Origin of the sequence: Oculatella sp. FACHB-28 (genome assembly GCF_014696015.1) — a bacterium.
Classification (GTDB): domain Bacteria; phylum Cyanobacteriota; class Cyanobacteriia; order Elainellales; family Elainellaceae; genus JAAUTN01.
In genome coordinates, this window is record NZ_JACJPJ010000072.1 from 141332 (window position 1) to 159228 (window position 17897).

Genomic DNA, 17897 nt, shown 5'->3' on the forward strand with positions numbered 1-17897 from the left:
ATGTCGACAAGTAACTTTGCAATTACGTCTCAATTCGAAACTTAAGCTGGCTAACGTCTGGTCGGGCGTAGATTTCTAGGGTGTGATTCATAGCCACGGCGAAACTACGCCCCGTGTCAGAAAACCCGTACGCCCGAATCTCGTAGTCCTCCGCCACCTTAACGCACCCCGCTGAATGAGACTCAATGTACACCGATTGATGCGGAGGCGAAAGGACAACGCCGGTAATCGGCCAATCCGGTGCGACCAACTCTAAGCTCCATCTGTCGGACGTGCAGCGCGGTAGCCCGCCGCCATGTAGCCCGGACAAACGCACGAGTTGCCTCTCGATAGCGCCGATGCCGTAGGCTACCAAGCGGACATCATCATACCAATCAACGTCGCTGGCAGGCTCGGCGTAATCCCTATCCGTTCGCTCACCGCTCAGGCAGTCGAACAGACCTCTACCTTGAGAAGAAACCACAAGCAGCCAGTCCGAGCCTTCAGCGTACCCAACCTCTGTGAGTCCATTAACGGCATGAGTGGATACACGCTCCCAAGGTTCAGGAGGAGGCTGCACCTTGAGAGCGCGTAACCTGCCATTTAACTTGCGAGTATGGTCGTTCATAAATGGAAAGCCGCTTAATGTTCCCGTTCACCCGCTGCTAGTAACTTTTTGGCACAACCATAACCTTGATATAGTCGGCGTGCAACAGGATGTTAGCCCTCTGCTCAGAGCATAAACCTCAGCTTAACTCTTTGTAGTTTGACTGTATCAAGCGGTAGTAAGTTTGGGTTAGTTTAAGCCAAGCATATATAGAGAAACCTGAAAGTAAGCCTCCCCCTACTAAAATAATTAGTGTATATATCAATTTCTGCCCAATGCTGAGAAATTGAAGTTGTATCCAGATGAATACCGTCGCGAATATAGCGGTGAGAGCAAAATTGAGGGATGAAGCTCTGACAATTCTTATTCTTGAGCGTGTGTACTCAAATTGATTGTTTAAATACTCATTTTCCTTACCCAATGCAAATCTTCTGATAGAAGGACGAGCTATATCTGGAAGTATCTGCTTACCAATTTGTTTATTCCACTTATTAAAAATAGTGTCTGCAAGTCTATCAATAATTATGCCAATTGCATAAGCAAAGGAAAGTACGAACACTGTGAGCAAAGCAGACCAATCACCAAGGTCTTGTAGCTGTTGAGTCTGTAACCAACCATATCCTGAAATACTTAGAACTAGCAAAAAGACCCAGGTGCTACCCTGTAGACCCGTAATCAGCAGTTCGATGAATAGCAATGTCGTGTTCATGACACTTGGACTTTACGAAATGAACATTGTCTAAGTTGATGCTGAATTTTAACAGACAACCTTGAATCGCCGTTTCATCGCAATAAAACAAAAATTTAGAGTCTGACACCAACAGATACTCTGAACACATCGTCCCTGTTGACAACTTGGGGTCTAGCAATTTATTGTACAGAGCTTTGCTACTGATCCACTCAAGTTCAGTTGGCTCAACGAATTCATGACCAACGAATTCATTGCTGTAGCTCTAATCGACTTTAATTGGATCTTTGGATCTACAGTAAGGCTGCTGTCTATCTCCCTCAATCCGAGTGAATCTACAGCGAGGTTTTGTAGATTTGTCTAAATCTTCTTAGTGCGATCGCCCCTTCTCCCTATCAGGTTAGTCCGACAGTAGCCTAACAGTTGATATTGCAGTAGATGGTCTGTTGGTTTTTTCTGTTTCAAAGTAATCACATGCTGATCCTTTAATTTTGCGGTTGATTCCGTCGTGTTGTTTATTCGCACCTTTGCTTTGACGAGTGAGTCCTTTTGTTTGCTGACGCAAACCCTTAGTGCGATCGCTGCAAACATTGTTTTGCTTCGACAAACCTTCAGTATGATCGCACAATCTTTAATGTGGTCTATGTTCCCTTTTCTGTCATAGAGCAACATCAAAGTTACAGGAATCACAACATTCATGTGACTGGGTTTATCTTTATGGCAAGTAGGTTAGGAAGGTTATCTAATGCGATCGCTCCTCCCTTATGCGAGTGTATTGCTGACAGTCAATGCACCAACTCATAGTGTTTGAATGTTCGACAATTATTCTAGTTATGGCTGCACATCATTAAAGGTGCGTCATGATGCATCATACGAGATGGCGATCGCAGTGTTGCAACCCCGATTGTGATAACGGAAGCACACGAGCAATGCCTGCCAGAGAAGTTTTCTCCAACAGCAAGCGGTCAATCATGACGCTTTTGTCTGGTTCCCGTCGTTTCCATTGAGGCGATATCAACCAGCAGAAGTAATAACGGTTCAGCCGAAGAAGAAACCCCGAAACCAAGACCTGCCAGTCCGTTACTCCAACACTTTTTTCTCACGATCCCAGGCAGATTCCTAGTCCTCGTGCCGTCTTCGCCAGTGTGCCGTCGGGATCAACTGTGCCGTATTGGCTGATGGCTTCCAGAATGGGCACGCTGACTACCTGACGATTTTGCCAGGTGACGATGTGATCGAATTTGCCCTCGGCGATCAAATCCACTGCGGCCACGCCAAAGGCAGCAGCAATCAGACGATCGAGTGGCGACGGCACCCCGCCCCGCTGTACATGTCCCAGCACCGTTACGCGGGTTTCGGCATTGCTGCCCGCCGAAATGCGATCGGCAAGGTATTGCCCAATGCCACCATATCGCTTTTGCCCCAGGCACTCTAGTTTAGTTACCGGCTCACCTGTCTCTGTTTTCACCGACTCTGCCACGACGATCAGGCAAAAGTTTTGTCCCCGCACCTGCCGCTGTCGGATCTTTTCGCAAATTCTTTCGATACTGTAGGGAATCTCTGGGATGAGAATCACATCCGCGCCGCCTGCGATTCCAGCACTCATTGCAATATGTCCAGCATCGCGCCCCATCACCTCCAGAATCATCACTCGCGAGTGGCTGGTTGCAGTAAAGTGCAGCCGATCGAGCGCTTCTGTGGCAATATTCACCGCTGTATCAAAGCCAATCGAGCGCTCTGTGATTCCCAGGTCATTGTCAATAGTTTTGGGAATACCAACCAAATTCCAGCCGCCCTGTTGCGCCAATCGCCGCAAAATCGCCATGCTGCCGTCTCCACCAATGCCAATCATGGCATCCAGTCTCAGTTCGTGATAGCCCTCGACAATTTCGGCGGATCGATCGCACACCGTTCCCTCTGACGTGGGAAAAGCAAACGGGTCGCCCTTATTGGTAGTGCCCAGCACCGTCCCTCCTACCATCAGCAGCGAATCCACCTGGGGAATGTCTAGCATCACCACATCTAGCGGGCGCTGCATCAATCCCTGTGTGGCTTTGCAAATACCCACCACCTCCCAGTCGTATGCCGAAATTGCTCGATGCACCACTGCTCGAATGACTGCATTTAATCCAGCACAGTCGCCACCGCTGGTTAAAATACCAATTCGCTTTTGTCCGCCCACATCCCCTCCCAGGTTCCTGACGATCGCTAGCGGTTAATCGCTCACGTCGTTTTGCTTGAATTTTCACCCACATTATCTGTCGTAGGGGGATGGAACGATCGCAGCGTCCAGATTCTTCAAACTCAGCGACCCAATCACCAATTTCTGTGTCGTTTTATTGCAGCTTCATTTCTATCGGTAACGTAAAGCAAAGCCATCTTCCGAAAATCGAAAGATTTTCAAGCAGCGAGTTCAAAGCAATAGCCGCCGCGTTGAAAGCGTACGAAATACTTCTGTCTCCAGTTTTAGCAGCGATCGCCCCTTCTCCCCATCAGGTTATTTCAGCAGCAGCTTAATGTTGATATCGCAGCAGATAGTCTGTTGGATTCTTCTGCTCCAACGTCATCACATGCTGATTTCTTTAATTTTGCGATCGATTTTGTTGTTTTGTCTCTTTACATCTTTGTTGTGTCAAGCTCAACCTTCTCTGTCGTTGACAATCCTTTGGTGTAATGAGGTAATCCATCTAATGCGATTGTTCCTGCCCATGTAAAGTGAGTTGCTACCAGCAAACGTACTAACTCATAGTGTTTGAATATTCGACAATTATTCTGGTTATGGTTTCACATAACTTAAAGATGAGTCATGACGCACCCTACAGGATGGCGATCGCACCAAGGAATTGTTGGGTTTCCTTCGTCAACTTAACCTAGCAAGCAGTTGCACTGACGGTTACTGGAGCTTCTCGATTTGATTCAGTGCATCTTGGTAGTCTTCAGTACTTCCTTCTTCTTGATATATCTCTGCCGCTTTTTGGTAATCAGCGATCGCTCCTGGATTATCTCCTGAGGCAGCCTTGGCATTCCCGCGATTATAGTAAGCGTTCGCATAGTCAGGGCTGAGTTCAATCACTTTGGTATAGTCGGCGATTGCCTCTTGATTGGCTCCTAAGTTATATCTAACAATCCCGCGACCCTGATAGGCATCGGCATAGTTGGGGTTAAGTTCAATCGCTTTAGTATAGTCGGCGATCGCCCCTTGATTGTCTCCTAAGCTAGACTTGACATTCCCACGACTGTAGTAAGCGTTCGCATAGTTGGGGTTAAGTTCAATCGCTTTAGTATAGTCGGCGATTGCCCCTTGATTGTCTCCTAAGCTAGACTTGACATTCCCACGACTGTAGTAAGCGTTCGCATAGTTGGGGTTAAGTTCAATCGCTTTAGTATAGTCGGCGATCGCCCCTTGATTGTCTCCTAAGTTATATCTAGCAATCCCGCGACCATAATAGGCCTCGACATAGTCAGGCTTGAGTTCAATCGCTTTGGTATAGTCGGCGATTGCCCCTTGATTGTCTCCTAAGTCCTTCTTAGCCCACGCACGATCATAGTAGGCCTCAGCATAGCTGGGATCAAGTTGAATGGCTTGGTTGTAATCCTCTATTGCACCCTGATAGTCTCCATTATCGTACTTCTCATTTCCTCTAGCATCAAAACCCTGAGCGCTTACCGAAGTAGCAGAAGATATGGTTGGGTTAGCAGTGGATGCAGGTTCCACGTTCTGCCCAGATTGGGGCATTTTAATTAGGAAAAAGGCTAATAGCAGGAAAGCAGTAATGCCACCTCCAAGAAGCAGTTTAGGATTTCTTAGTATTGCAGCAAAGGTAATAGGTCTCCTTGGCGAACTAACTACGCTAGAGGTTACAGTCTCTGATAACTGAGGTGATGAGGTTGAGACTTTTGGAATATTAGCTACGCTTTGGAAGAAGTTAATCTTCACCCCAATCAGTTGAGGCTGGTCATTTGGCACCACAGTCCTTGATGTATCAGGAGAGCTTACAGCTTGAGATTGAGCTTCTTCTTGGATTCCTGCTCCAGGTGAAAGTAACTTGGCTTCAATAGTCTCTACATCCTGATCCTCCAACCCCAATACTTCTTGAAATCGCTTCAACTCTTGGTGTGTGTAATCACTCAAAGGATTCTCGTGCTCTAATGCCTTGACTAATACTTCTTCATATTGCTGCAACTTCTGCCTATACTCCTGGTAAGGTTTCAGCACTTGAGCTTCAATGTCTTGGGCTTCCGATGGTTAAATACCTAACTTCCTTTGCAAAACGCCTAATGTGTAGCGTGCAACAGATGAGATTTCGCCTCGACTGGCGGAGCGTTCTACTTCTTTGCGATAGATGAGTTTTGGTTCACCTTTAGGCGCTTTCGCTAGAAGAATCCTGAATCCTTCTTCTACAACGTAGATTTTAGGTTTCATCGCAGGTGCAGATTCTTGAACTTTCCGGCAGGCATACTCGTGTAACTCGTTAATCGAGATTTCGCCATTGCCATTCACATCGGCTGCACCAGTCTCCAATCCTTCCACGAGGAAGCGGGTATAAATTGAAAGATCTGCTCCTTGCTGCTCAAAAGAATATTGAGTTGAGCTTGAGGAAGTCAGAACTGCCCGTCCTTCTCCCCCCAGTTGAGTTTGGATATCAACTGAGCCATCATCTTTTGCCCTCATATCTTCTGCAAATGCTCCGCTGAAGCAGCAGTCTAGCAGGATAACCTGCCGCCTAGAACGGCTGTTTGCCATCATGTCATGCACAAAATTGGCAGGAACTGCGGACCATTTAGCCAGCTCCCCGTCTGGCGTTTTGTGCGTCATGCTGGTTGCAAAGTACAGCCTGCCATTGTCATCTTTGATGCCATGACCCGAGAAGAACAGAAGTATCAAGTCATTCTTGGTGCGGTCTCTAAATATAGCCTCCACTTCTCTCTGAATTGCTTGCGGGTCAGGATTCGTTAACGTTTTGACTTGATCAAACTGACCAATCTCTGGATTCTGTAACACTCGCTGCATCGCTTCTACATCTTTAATTGCTGAAGGAAGCGGATTCAACCCCTGCCCATACTCGCTGACCCCGATCAACAATGCAACCTTAGCCACCTTAGCCTCCTTTGTGTGATGCACCCACAGAACTAGATTGTTGCAGCTACAAAATCCTGGGCTGCTTTGATAGCCGTTTCTAACTCCTCACGGCTCTGAGCTTTGACTTTGAGCTTTTTGCCATTCGCTTCAACTTCTAATTCGATCGCTTTGCCTCCAAGGCGATCGCTCAAGAATCCAAATAACTGCTTGGCGTTGCCAACATTCACTTCTGCTGTTAACAGCCCCACTAAAATTCCACCCAATGCTTTGTTGCCTTCAGGAGGGTTAGGATCAAGTACACGATTGACTGACTCTACTTCATCTACCTCTCTGAGTTCTTTCATAAGCCGTTGAGCTTGCTCATCTCGCTCATCTGAGGTTAAATCCGAGTCATTAAAATTAAACGTCAGTTTAAGGGTAGAATCGCTTTTCATATTCACCTCTGTTAAATACAATCTTTAATGGAAGATTGGTTTGACCATTCAGGTTTATGATATGCAAACTAACAGTAAAAGCAAGCCCGAAGCAGGTGATTTTTGGTTGGAACTGAGTAAACTATAGCCTCACTTGCCTTCTTCAATATTTGAGATTGGTATCAAAGCTGACATTCCTCTGGGTACTTTTAAGCAATGCCTCAATAGAGCATTTCTGCCTCTTTGCGCCTTACTCCACAGATAATTTTCAGTCCCTACCCCAACAGAAGTAGAGCGTTTTAATAATTTTGTATAGAGCTTTGCTGTTAAGCCATCCTAATCAAGGTGAATCAACGAACTCATTGCTATTGATCCATTGATTTCAATTGATCTACAGTAAAGTTGTTGTTTATCTTCCTCAATGCCGTGAATTTACAGCGAGGCTCTGTAGATTTGCCTCGCCTCCCTTGGTGCGATTGCCCCCCTTTCCCCATAGGTCAGTCTAACAGCAGCTTAACGTTGGATATCGGAGCAGATAGTCTGTTGGATTCTTCTGCTCCAACGTCATCACATGTTGATTCCTTTAATTTTGTGACCGATTTTGCTGTGTTGTCTCTTCACAGCTTTGTTGTGTCAGGCTCAACCTTTCCTGTTTGCTGACACTCCTTTGTTGTCATGAGGCACTCCTTTATTGTCAGCAGCTAATCCTTTTGTTTGCTGAGACAGACCTTTAGTGCGATCGCCACAAACATTCCATTGCTTCGACAACCCTTTAGTGCGATCGCGCATTCTTTTAAGTCGTCTATGGTTTCCTTTGCTGTCATAGAGCAACATCAAAGTTGCAGGCATCACAACGTTCGTTACTCAAGCCACAACGTTTGTGTGACTGGGTTTATCTTAATGACAGGTAATCTGAGGAAGGTTATCTAGTACCGTTGCCTAAGTTTCGTCATAATGGTGAGCATGAGAACTGAACAATCTGTACAAACTGCTGTTTGCGTCTGGTCTTTGGGACTGCTGCTGTTTCTAGCGGTGCCTACTAATGCTCAGCGGGTTTTGAGTCCGCAGCTTGTATCTGAGGAAATTGTTTCGGCGGCACAGCCTTGTGATGTGCAGGCGGTTTTGCAAGATCTGTCTCAGGCAGACGTGGTGTATCTAGGGGAAACGCATGATAGTGCGGCAGACCATGAAGCACAGTTGCAGATTATTCAATCGCTGCATGAGCAGAATCCGAGAATGGCGATCGCTCTGGAAATGTTTCAGCGTCCTTATCAATTGGTGCTGGATCAGTATCTAGCGGGAGAAATTTCAGCAGAGGAGTTGCGGCAGCAGAGTGAGTTTGACCAGCGGTGGGGGTTCTCCTGGGGGTACTATGAGCCAATTCTGGAATTTGCTCAGGCTAACGGGTTGCCTGTGATTGCCTTGAATACGCCTACCGAAGTTACTCGTCGGGTGGCAGACAAAGGTTTGGGTGGATTGTTGGAAAGCGATCGCCAGTGGATTCCGCCTGAGTCAGAGATTCGGACGGACAATGATCAGTATCGGCAAATGCTCCAGGAGGTTTTTGCAGGCGTTCATCATGGGCACGGCAATGGTGGCAGCTTTGACAACTTCTTTTTGGCGCAGGTGCTTTGGGATGAGACGATGGCGGAGGGAGTTGCCGACTTTGTGGCAGAAAATCCAGACCATCAGGTGGTGGTGTTGGCGGGGCGAGGACACATTGTTTACGGCTATGGGATTCCAGATCGGGTGGCGCGTCGGCTTGCAGGGGCGGAGTTTAGCCAGCGATCGCTCCTACTTCACCCACCCGAAGATCTGGTGAATGAGGACTCGGCAGAAGGAGTGGCGATCGCCGACTACTTCTGGTTTTTGGAATAGATCTCTCTAAAAATTCCGTTCTTGGTTTCGCTGCCGATCACCAGTGCGTCCAAGATTTCAAACTGCCACTGATAGAGAGAGCTTTCAGCGTGAGCAGCAATGTTTCTCAACTTGTTGATCTGGTCGATGGCGGATGCAGCAGCGATCGATCCGGCATTGAACCATTCTGCTAAAGGATGTTTCCAGCGGGTGAGAAAGGTTGTTAATTTTTGGCGATCGCTTTGACTCACTTGTTTACCAAAGGACACCATACAGTACAAGTCATCATCTTCAGACTCACTACTGCGCTTTAGTGCATCGTCTCGAAAGGAGTACCACTGAGCGGCAATTAGAGGGGGTAACATACCCAATGTGTATTTTTTGCGATTACCCAATACCACACCACCAATTTCATCTGAGCCACCATTAGTTAAGAGGAACTGGTGTAGAGATTTGAAGAAGGGATGAATGATCTCTCGCTCAACGGCAAAACCCAATCGCAATCCTGCTTCTGAGTAATCGGCAATTTGTGCAGTGAAGCCTTCTGAGCGAATAATTTCGTGATTCTTATACGCAAAGTAGAGATCTTTTTGGCTGCGCTGATCGAGAGAAGACCAGATCAGTTCTCCTACTTTTGATTTAACCTGACGGCGAATGTGTTCCAGGTCAAGCTGTGTGGAGTGGCTCAGTTCAGTCTGCAAGCGAGCAATGTGAGATTCGTGTGCTTGAATTGCCGCTTCCCTTGCCTGCAAGTCGGTTTGCAACGTTTGAAACTGGTGCTGCTGCTCGCTGGAAAGCTGGCTAAGTTCCTGGTTGAGCAATTCGACCTGCTGATGGAGTGTTTCGATTTGCCGATTCTTTTCAATCAAAAGCTGATCTTTTCCTTGAATTAACTGGCTTTTTTCGGATAGTTCTAATGCGCTTAGAGCGGCTCTAATTAAGTTAAAGTAGTGCGGTAAAGAAACGTCTACTTCTTTTGCCTCTTCGCGTCTTTTGCCTAACAGTCCAATTCTTTGGCGCGGTTGAACGGCTAATACTTGACCTTCGGAGTTCTTGATTCTTAACTCTTTGAAGTCACTAGTGCGAGAAATGATGCAGCTATATTTGCGCTTGCTGTAGTAAAACTCAACCTGATTGGGTAAAGCTGAATCTGCTTCATCTGGTTCTGAGTCTGTCTCACTATCTAAATCGGTAGAATTTTCATTTGCAGGTTGAAAAAAACCTGATGGAACTGCTGGATCAAGCGGCTCAATCGTGTATTGGGCTTCCCTGTGAATGTGAGACTCAATCGTGTAGCGAATCAAAGATTCGGGGTTGTTGGAATGGGGCTGTTGCTTTCGAGAAAAAGCTTCGGTTAGCTTCCTGGAAAGTGCCTGGGCGGGAGAAACTGCTGAGGTCACCCCATTTCCATTTCCCACATTTTCACTTCCCCCTGTCCCATTTCCCTCTGTTCTATGGGGCAGCACTGGGGGCAAGTCAGAACCCTCAGGCAGCCTGATTCCAACCAGTTCTAGCTCAACGTTTTTTTCGCCATTCCACTCATTTAGGCGCAGTCGGTAAGCGGCATCAAGTCGCTCTGGCAGTGGATAATATTCGCCCCAGCGCCAGGCGATCGCCTTCATCTTCTTTCCCTGCGTTTGTCCATCCTGAGTAACCGTTAGCTTCAGGTGCGCTTGCTCTCGCCCGATTGTCTGCTGATCGACCACGCGCAAGTTGGGTGTCCAGAAGATCGGGTCAGGGTTTTCAATGCCGCACGGGTGAAGTGCGTCAATTTGCTCATACAAATTCAGGTTTAACTGGCTCAGGTCAGCCTGCACGTCAACAGAGACTAGCGGCTTCAAATGTTCGGGCTGAAGCTGATGGCTGGCATAAAGTTGCAGGCGCGATCGCCACTCGTCCAGATTCGCTGCCTTCATGGAAAAGCCACCTGCTGCCCGATGTCCACCAAACCTTTCCAGCACGTCTCCACAAAACTGAAGCGCCTCAAACACATGGAATTCGGGAATGCTGCGGGCTGATCCCCGGATCTTTTCTCGCTCGTCATCCTCGTAGGTGCCAATGAAGACGGGCACTCCATAGCGCTCAACCAGCCGTGATGCGACGATGCCGATTACGCCGTGATGCCAGTCCGGTTGCACAACTACCAGTACGCGATCGCGCTGTGGGTCAAACTGGCTTTGCTCACACCAGGCGATCGCCTCCTGCTCAATTTGTTCACATAGCTGTTGACGCAGTTGGTTGACCTGCTCACACGCCATCGCTAGTTCGAGCGATCGCCCCTCATCGTCCGTAGTCAGCAACTCAATCACCATCTGGGGATCAGAGATACGCCCGACCGCATTGATGCGTGGACCTAAGCGAAACCCGATCGCTTCTGGCTTCAGCGCCTTCTCATTACTCAGCCCTGCTACTTGGATTAGCGCCCGGATGCCCGTCAGTTTAGATTTGGGCAATAGCTTTAGCCCTCGCTTCACCCAGCGGCGATTCACTCCCGTTAGCGGAGCTAGGTCAGCAATCGTGCCCAGGGTGAAAAGCTCAATCAGTGGCGTGGTCAAGTCCTGCGTTTTTTTCAAGCATTGCGCTAGACAAACCGCCAGAATATAAGCTACACCCACACCTGCAACGCCTCGATAGGGCGACTCTTCGTGGATCAGCTTGGGGTTGAGGATAGCGTTGGCGGGCGGCAGTTGTTCTGGAATGTCGTGGTGGTCGGTGACGATGACGATTAGCCCCAGTTCTCTGGCTCTAGCGATCGGCTCATAGGCAGCGATGCCGTTGTCTACGGTGAGAACCAGCTTCACCCCTTCCTCGTGAAATTCCTCGACGATGCGCTGGTTGATGCCGTAGCCTTCCTGCATTCGACTGGGAATGGCGTAGTCTACGTCGGCACCGAGGAATTTGAGCGATCGCATCAGCAGTGCCGTGCTGGTCATTCCGTCTGCGTCATAGTCGCCGCAGATCGCGATTCTTTGTTGAGTGGCGATCGCCCACATCAGCAGTTCCAGAGCGATCGTCAGGTCAGGAAACTCCTCAATCGGTGAAGGCAACAGTTGGGCCTCCGGGTTGAGAAATGTCTGAGCCGCCTCTGCTGTCTTAATTCCCCGGTTGATTAAAACCTGTGCCAGCAGGGGCGAGAGTTGCGTCATCTGAGCTAGCCTTGCCGCCTGCTCTGCCTGCTGTGCTGCAATCTGCCATCGCTGTTGAGGAATGGGCCATCGCCGCAGCGCCCGAATCGCCTGTGATTGGGGCTGTCTGGCACGAGCAGATTGGGCGCGAGCCGATGAGGTCAGGTCAGGAAGAGGCAGGTCTGGCACGAGTACGACTTCGGAATCAGAACATGAATACTACTCAAAGGATTAGATAAACATAATCCAATGGGCGTTGTCCACTCTTGTGTAGCGTTCATGAGGTGCTGAGGTCACTGTTGCATATAAAAGGATGCTTGATACGAATTTGCGCCTTTCATATTTGACGAATGATTTTCGTAGGGGCACAGCAATGCCGTGCCCCTACAGTCCATCTACGCTTTTTAGCTCACGCTGGCTGAGAAGAACTCATTGTGAAGCTGACTGAGATGAGAGAGATAAAGCTCACTCAACTGACTGGCGACGCCGTCCCAGCTAAAGCGCGCCTCGACCCGTTGCCGACTAGCTTTGCTTAACTGATCGCGCCAGGTTGGGTCAGCCAAAATGCGACCGATCGCCGCTGCAAACGCAGCTTCATCCTGAGCAGGAGCCAGCAATCCTGTTTCCTCTGGTACAACGGTAAACTGTAGCCCACCCACGTCACTCGCAACAACGGGCGTGCCGCTTGCCATTGCCTCGATCGCCACTAAACCAAACGGTTCATAGTGACTGGGCACCACACAGACATCTGCGGCGGCATAGTAGGTGGGGAGTTGAGTATGGTCAAGGCGACCGACAAACTCAGTGCGATCGCCCAACTTTAACTCATTCACAATTCCCTCAATCCGTTCCCGCTCATCTCCATCGCTTTGTCCGGGGCGACTGCCACCTGCAATCATCAGTTTGAAATCAGAGTGCTGCCGGACTTCAGGATAATTGACCGCTCTCACCAGAGTTTCAATGCCTTTGCGCGGATCAAAGCGTCCGACATAAAGCACTACTTTGGTTTCGGGTGAAATGCCTAACTGTTGTCGAGCAGTTTGGCGATCGACTGCACCAAAGCGACGAATGTCTGTTCCACAGGGAATGATGTCGATGTTGCCTTTGGTGGAAACAAGCGATCGCATGTGGTCTCGCTCCTGAGGGCTGGTTGCCACCACGCAATCTACCGTTTCTAGACAAGTTTTCTCAATGGATAAACGAGTGCTGGCAATTAAAGGAACTGTCGTGGAAGCCTGATACTTTACCGCTCCTAGAGAGTGGTAAGTGTGAATCTGTTTAATAGGTTGCCGCTTCCTTAATTCCATTCCGACCCAGGAAGAGAGCCAATAGTTTGTGTGAACCAGCGGATAAACGATGCCCTCCTGCTGCTGAAAACTCAAAAACGCTTCTACAAACTCTGGTAAATAATCAAATAACTTATTACGTCCCACAAATTTCTGTGGTCCAGCCGTCAGGCGAATTGTGCGACAGCCAGGGCTATGCTCAACAATTGCTTCCTGGGTTGGCTCAGCTCGACGGGTAAACATGTCTACCTGCCAACCCTGTTTAGCTAATGCTTCTCCAACTTGTCTAACGTAGACATTTTGTCCACCAGCTTCCTCTTTTCCAATCTTCACAGCAGGATCGCCGTGAACAGAAATGAGAGCGATCTGCCCTTTTTTTGTAGAAAACATTGTTTTTATGGGGGTTTAAGACACTACCAACCGTTCCTCATTAAAGAGGGTAGGAGTTTCATGCTGAGCCCTCATCGCTCTCAGGAAAGAAATATTTTCATACAAATCTGTAGATTTGCATTCAGTTAAATTCATTTTGAGACCAGCCTGCCGCCCAAAACGGCAGCTCTACAACTGGCTCTACAACTAATGAGATAACAGTTTAATTAATCAATAATTCTTGCTCTGCTAGGATGCCTCTACACGTAGGAGGGGAACCTATTAGTCTCTTCAAACTTCTTTTTGTGAGAAACAAAATTTTCTGTGAGATAAAGGCTTTTGGTTTTTGATTTTCACGTTATCCTTCTTCAACGAGAAGTTTGCAACATATGAAGAGCTTGGTGAATTGGGTTGAAGTGCGAAGCTCCTTGCCAATCTGGGTTCTACTATTTTTAATACGAATTACTTTTAATTAAGTCCATCTATTTAATTAGCTCTTTAGAAATACTTGAATCTAATAAATTTCTTGAAGAACTTGAAACTTTGAATTATGGCCTGGGGTAGAGGGTTAAACGAAGCGCGTCCGATAAGCTAGTAAATAACAAGGTAAACAAAGTTGCCTTGAATCAAGCTAGAAGTTTCAGATGTCCAGGCATTCAATTGCAGGCGTTCTTGACTTCACAGGCAAAATAACAAAAAGCGAGGAAATGTTATGAGTTTAGAAGATAGAGCAAAAGCAACTGGCAAAAACATTGAGGGTAAAGCCCAAGAAGCAATGGGAAACATAAGTGGCGACCCCAAAGATCAAGCTGAAGGTAAGGCAAAGCAAACCGAATCCGAAGCTCGCCACTCCGTGGAAGACGTAAAAGACGCTGTTAAGCGCAATATCGACTAAACGCGAATTTAATCAGTTTGAAGCTTAGCCCTTAGGATGTTGGGTAGGTACTTTGCCTACCCAACCTGATTAAGTTCTGAACCTATCATCTGAGCTTCTTACGCAATTTCATACAACAACATTGAAGTCAGTTTTTAATAGGAGATGTTGATGAGCTTTCTTCAACATGGTCGGAAAGTCTTTACAGCTTTGGTGCTCGCTCTAGTACTTACTTTTACGACAGCCTGCGGAACAGCAACTCAAGCCCGCCAAAGCCCATCTGCTACCCAGCCAAACGTGGCATATTCTCAGCTTGAGCGGGGCAATACGACCTCCGGTCAGAGCTTTGGGGATTGGGTAATCCAAACCAGTCACGGTTTGATTCGAGATGCCTATGTGCGGGATAACGACAAGCTAGGCGCAGTAATTTCGTCTGATGTTCGTCCCAATGAAGTTCGTACTTTAGCGCGATCGCTCGCGCAGGGGTTCCACAATAACTTCCCCAATCGCAATTTGACGGTCTTGATGTATGCCCCCGACAAGCAGTTGATCTTAACTGCAAAGTACGATAATCAATCTCATCAGATTGAGTATCAGTAGTTTAAGGGTTTGATCATTAGTTCAACCCATTTGAGAGGGCAATCCTTCAGGAATTGTTCAAACAGGTTTTGAAAAAGAGGTCATTTGCATGACAAGTAGCAATGAATATAAGCGTCAGATCATGAATGATTTGGCGAAGGGCAATGTAGAGCCCTTAGACAGTGACTCTGAAAAAGTTGCTGATAATTATCAAAGCTTTGACGATTTTGCTCAGCGCTCTTCCCGAGATGAGCGACGGCAACTGTTTAGCCGTTCATTTAATTCTGAACGGGTTCCGTCTAGCCAGATGGAACCTGAATTGCAAAAAGCGATCGCCCAGATTAAGCCAAACGAACGGGACGACGTAGCACGCGACTTGCTTAAGCACTTTAAAGAGCGTGGTTTGCACGACCGCGATCTAGAGCGCCAGTTGGGACTCTCAACTCACCACGCCAGCAAGATGTCGGCTGATGATGTGAGTCGTCTTATCGCGTTTTCCTACCATAGCCACCCAGATATTTTCCATGAGGTTCTGGCAGACCAGCCTGCAATCGTTAAGTTTCTCAGTAACCCCGTTGTCGGGGCTGCGCTGGGGGCGGTTGCTGCAAAATGGATGGGTAAGCACAGATAACGTTTAACCCTCTCAGATCTATTTCAAGAGATTAAGGTTACAAATAGAAGGGCAAGCCGCCTCGTGGTTTGCCCTTCTATTTGTAACCTTTTCTATAGCTCCTGACTTTCTCCTACTTTTTCATGCAGATCAAGGGGAAGGAGTGATCTACTGTGGATGTAGATATAGATCGCTACTTCACGCTGCACCATGAAAGCCTCCATCTGTAGAATATGTCTGTTTATACTCGGCTTTATCTTAACCGTTGGGATTAGCAGCCAATCTCTGCCCGCTTACTCTACAGAAGTGGCCGTCGTGCCAGAAGCGGGCGCTCGCATTGCAGAAGTTGAGCAGCTTTGGCGCGGACAGTACGAAACTTATTTCGGCAATCAGCTTGTTGGTACTCCTTTAACAGCCGAGCAAATTTCAGCAACGTTAGGACGACTCAACAGTGAGACGGACAAAAACTTCGCGTTGATCTATGCCTTCCCCCAGCCTGAAGAGTTAGAGCTGTTATTAGTCATTCCTGAAACACCATCCGTGCGGGTAACAGTGCCAGAAGCTGGACAGCAAGAATTGTTAGAAGTGGCAAATGAATTTAAGACAGCAGTCTCTCGACCAACTGGTGCAAGAAGGGACTTAACTTCTGCAAAACAGCTTTATGATTGGCTGATTGCGCCTCTGGAACCGCAGCTTCAAGCCCAAAATATTGATACTCTAATTGTGTGCGGTGGAGCAATTTTGCGATCGCTTCCCTTCGCAGCCCTCCATGATGGACAACAGTTCTTAGTAGAAAAATACAATCTTGGACTGGTGCCAGCTTTTAACCTGATCAACCAGCAGCACAGCAACTTTAGGAACGAGAAAGTACTGGCAATGGGTGCCTCTGAGTTTCAGGCAATGCCCACACTTCACGCTGTTCCTTTAGAGCTTTCCACTATCACACAAGATATCTGGCAAAGTGAAGTGTTTTTGAATCAAGAGTTTACGTTGAACAATCTGGCTGAACAGCTTGAATCAGGGGAATTTGGCATCGTTCACCTGGCAACTCACGCTCAGTTTCGACCCGGAACGCCAGAAAACTCATACATTCAACTTTGGCAAAACGATAAACTCACTTTAGATCAACTGCGCCAGTTAGACTGGAGTGAGTTGCCCGTTGAGCTACTGGTGTTAAGTGCTTGCCAGACTGCTTTGGGCGATCGCCAGGCAGAGCTAGGGTTTGCCGGACTGGCGTTTCAGGCAGGGGTGAAGTCTTCCGTTGCAAGCCTGTGGCAGGTGAGCGATCTGGGTACCTTGGCATTAATGCGAGAGTTTTATTGGCAGTTGGCGAACCCAGAAGTCACGACCAAAACAGAAGCCCTACGAAGAACACAAATTGCTATGCTGAGTGGAAATGTGAGGATTGAGGATGGACAAATTTTCACCTCAGCAGGAATACTACCTTTGCCCGAAGACCTGGAGCAGTTTCAAAACCTCGATTTATCTGCTCCCTACTACTGGTCAGCATTTACCCTGGTTGGTAGCCCCTGGTAATATCTATACTCCGCTGAACGTGAAAATGAACTAACCGGAGCGGGATCAAGATGGTTGGATGGCAAACGTCAGCAAGAACCCCGCCACGTAGGTGACATTGCGATTATTCCAGCGGGAACTGCCCATCGCTGTAGTTGGGACACCCCAGTGCAATTTGTTGTTCTGGCGATAGAGCCTACATTGCTTCAACGGGTAGGACAGGACTAGGTTAATCCAGATCAAATTGAATTAATTCCACGTTTTGCAACTGAATCGGATGCTTTGATTCAAAGTATTATTTCTACCTTAAAAGCAGAAGCAGAAATAGAGGGTATAGGTAGCCATTTATTGGTAGATAGTTTCAAAACTACACTGGCAATTCACCTGTTGCGACACTATTGCACCACAAAACCTAACCTTTCTAACAATTCTGGTAGCCTATCCCAAGCAAAGCTGCGGCAGGTGACAGATTACATCAACGAACAGTTGCATCAAGACTTGAAGCTGAGTGAGATAGCAGCGATCGCCCAACTCAGTCCTTATCACTTTCTGCGACTGTTTAAGCAAAGCACAACACTCACACCCCATCAATACATTTTGCAGCGTCGGGTTGAGAGAGCTAAATCTCTATTGCAGCACAGTGAACTTAGCATTGCCCAAATCGCAACTCGGGTAGGCTTCGCTGATCAAAGTCATTTTACTCGATGCTTTAAACGTGCGCTTGGCATGACCCCTAAGCAATGGCAGGGGCGATCGCAATAATATTCAAAAACTCCGCAACTTTTTTCGGCGTTGCTGAAACCGTAATGGTTAAGTAGGTAGAGGAATAGCTCGATACTTCAAATAGTGAAGCAGCAAACGGAGTGAACATTTCAACATCTCAAGGGATTTGGAGTAGCACAAGGTTTTACGGTG

At 47.6% G+C, this 17897-nt stretch carries 14 protein-coding genes and 3 pseudogenes; 6 read left to right on the forward strand and 11 right to left on the reverse strand.

Translation table 11 applies throughout. The annotated features are described in order from the left end of the window. Nucleotides 1–22: 22 nt before the first annotated feature. The 8 genes from H6F88_RS16580 to H6F88_RS16615 form a co-directional block, all read right to left on the reverse strand. Nucleotides 23–607, reverse strand: coding sequence for a hypothetical protein (locus tag H6F88_RS16580; protein ID WP_190643855.1), 585 nt, complete (start codon nt 605–607; stop codon nt 23–25). A 118-nt stretch (nt 608–725) separates the two neighbouring features. Continuing rightward, nucleotides 726–1295, reverse strand: coding sequence for a hypothetical protein (locus tag H6F88_RS16585; RefSeq protein WP_190643856.1), 570 nt, complete (start codon nt 1293–1295; stop codon nt 726–728). Between the two features lie 339 nt (nt 1296–1634). Next, complete coding sequence (locus H6F88_RS16590) at nt 1635–1865, reverse strand: hypothetical protein (RefSeq protein WP_190643857.1); 231 nt, start codon at nt 1863–1865, stop codon at nt 1635–1637. Nucleotides 1866–2373: 508 nt separating this feature from the next. After that, a complete protein-coding gene (locus H6F88_RS16595; protein ID WP_190643858.1) occupies nt 2374–3456 on the reverse strand; it encodes an ATP-dependent 6-phosphofructokinase in 1083 nt (360 codons plus the stop codon). 711 nt (nt 3457–4167) lie between these two features. Beyond that, nucleotides 4168–5490: a tetratricopeptide repeat protein gene (locus tag H6F88_RS33420; RefSeq protein ID WP_347277707.1), complete on the reverse strand. Its 1323-nt coding sequence runs from the start codon at nt 5488–5490 to the stop codon at nt 4168–4170. A gap of 30 nt (nt 5491–5520) precedes the next feature. Beyond that, a complete protein-coding gene (locus H6F88_RS16605; protein WP_190643859.1) occupies nt 5521–6372 on the reverse strand; it encodes a caspase family protein in 852 nt (283 codons plus the stop codon). Nucleotides 6373–6404: 32 nt separating this feature from the next. Then, a complete protein-coding gene (locus H6F88_RS16610) occupies nt 6405–6788 on the reverse strand; it encodes a hypothetical protein (RefSeq protein ID WP_190643860.1) in 384 nt (127 codons plus the stop codon). Nucleotides 6789–7406: 618 nt separating this feature from the next. Further along, nucleotides 7407–7616 carry a hypothetical protein gene (locus H6F88_RS16615; RefSeq protein WP_190643861.1) on the reverse strand — a complete coding sequence of 70 codons (210 nt, stop codon included), beginning with the start codon at nt 7614–7616 and terminating at the stop codon, nt 7407–7409. Nucleotides 7617–7730: 114 nt separating this feature from the next. Here H6F88_RS16615 and H6F88_RS16620 point away from each other — a divergent pair, with 114 nt between their 5' ends. Beyond that, nucleotides 7731–8645 (forward strand): ChaN family lipoprotein, encoded by a 915-nt coding sequence (locus H6F88_RS16620; protein WP_190643862.1) that lies wholly within the window; start codon nt 7731–7733, stop codon nt 8643–8645. A 1466-nt stretch (nt 8646–10111) separates the two neighbouring features. Here the strand turns inward: H6F88_RS16620 and recJ are convergent. Both recJ and H6F88_RS16630 read right to left on the reverse strand, forming a co-directional pair. Continuing rightward, nucleotides 10112–11857, reverse strand: a pseudogene (gene recJ / locus H6F88_RS34530) (single-stranded-DNA-specific exonuclease RecJ); the annotation flags it as partial. Between the two features lie 296 nt (nt 11858–12153). Then, entirely contained in the window at nt 12154–13425 is a 1272-nt protein-coding gene (locus H6F88_RS16630) for a glycosyltransferase family 1 protein (protein ID WP_190643863.1), read from the reverse strand. Between the two features lie 691 nt (nt 13426–14116). Between H6F88_RS16630 and H6F88_RS16635 the strand changes: the two genes are divergently transcribed. From H6F88_RS16635 to H6F88_RS16655, 5 genes and pseudogenes are all read left to right on the forward strand, one after another. Then, nucleotides 14117–14299, forward strand: coding sequence for a CsbD family protein (locus H6F88_RS16635; protein WP_190643864.1), 183 nt, complete (start codon nt 14117–14119; stop codon nt 14297–14299). Nucleotides 14300–14449: 150 nt separating this feature from the next. Continuing rightward, a complete protein-coding gene (locus tag H6F88_RS16640; protein WP_190643865.1) occupies nt 14450–14878 on the forward strand; it encodes a hypothetical protein in 429 nt (142 codons plus the stop codon). Between the two features lie 88 nt (nt 14879–14966). Beyond that, complete coding sequence (locus H6F88_RS16645) at nt 14967–15488, forward strand: hypothetical protein (protein WP_190643866.1); 522 nt, start codon at nt 14967–14969, stop codon at nt 15486–15488. A 189-nt stretch (nt 15489–15677) separates the two neighbouring features. Next, nucleotides 15678–17003 (forward strand): CHAT domain-containing protein, encoded by a 1326-nt coding sequence (locus H6F88_RS16650; RefSeq protein ID WP_190643867.1) that lies wholly within the window; start codon nt 15678–15680, stop codon nt 17001–17003. 39 nt (nt 17004–17042) lie between these two features. Further along, nucleotides 17043–17744: pseudogene (locus tag H6F88_RS16655) on the forward strand (AraC family transcriptional regulator); the annotation flags it as partial. A 48-nt stretch (nt 17745–17792) separates the two neighbouring features. On the opposite strand, the pseudogene H6F88_RS16660 reads toward H6F88_RS16655, so the two are convergent. Further along, nucleotides 17793–17897 (reverse strand): annotated as a pseudogene (locus tag H6F88_RS16660) (IS1 family transposase); the annotation flags it as partial.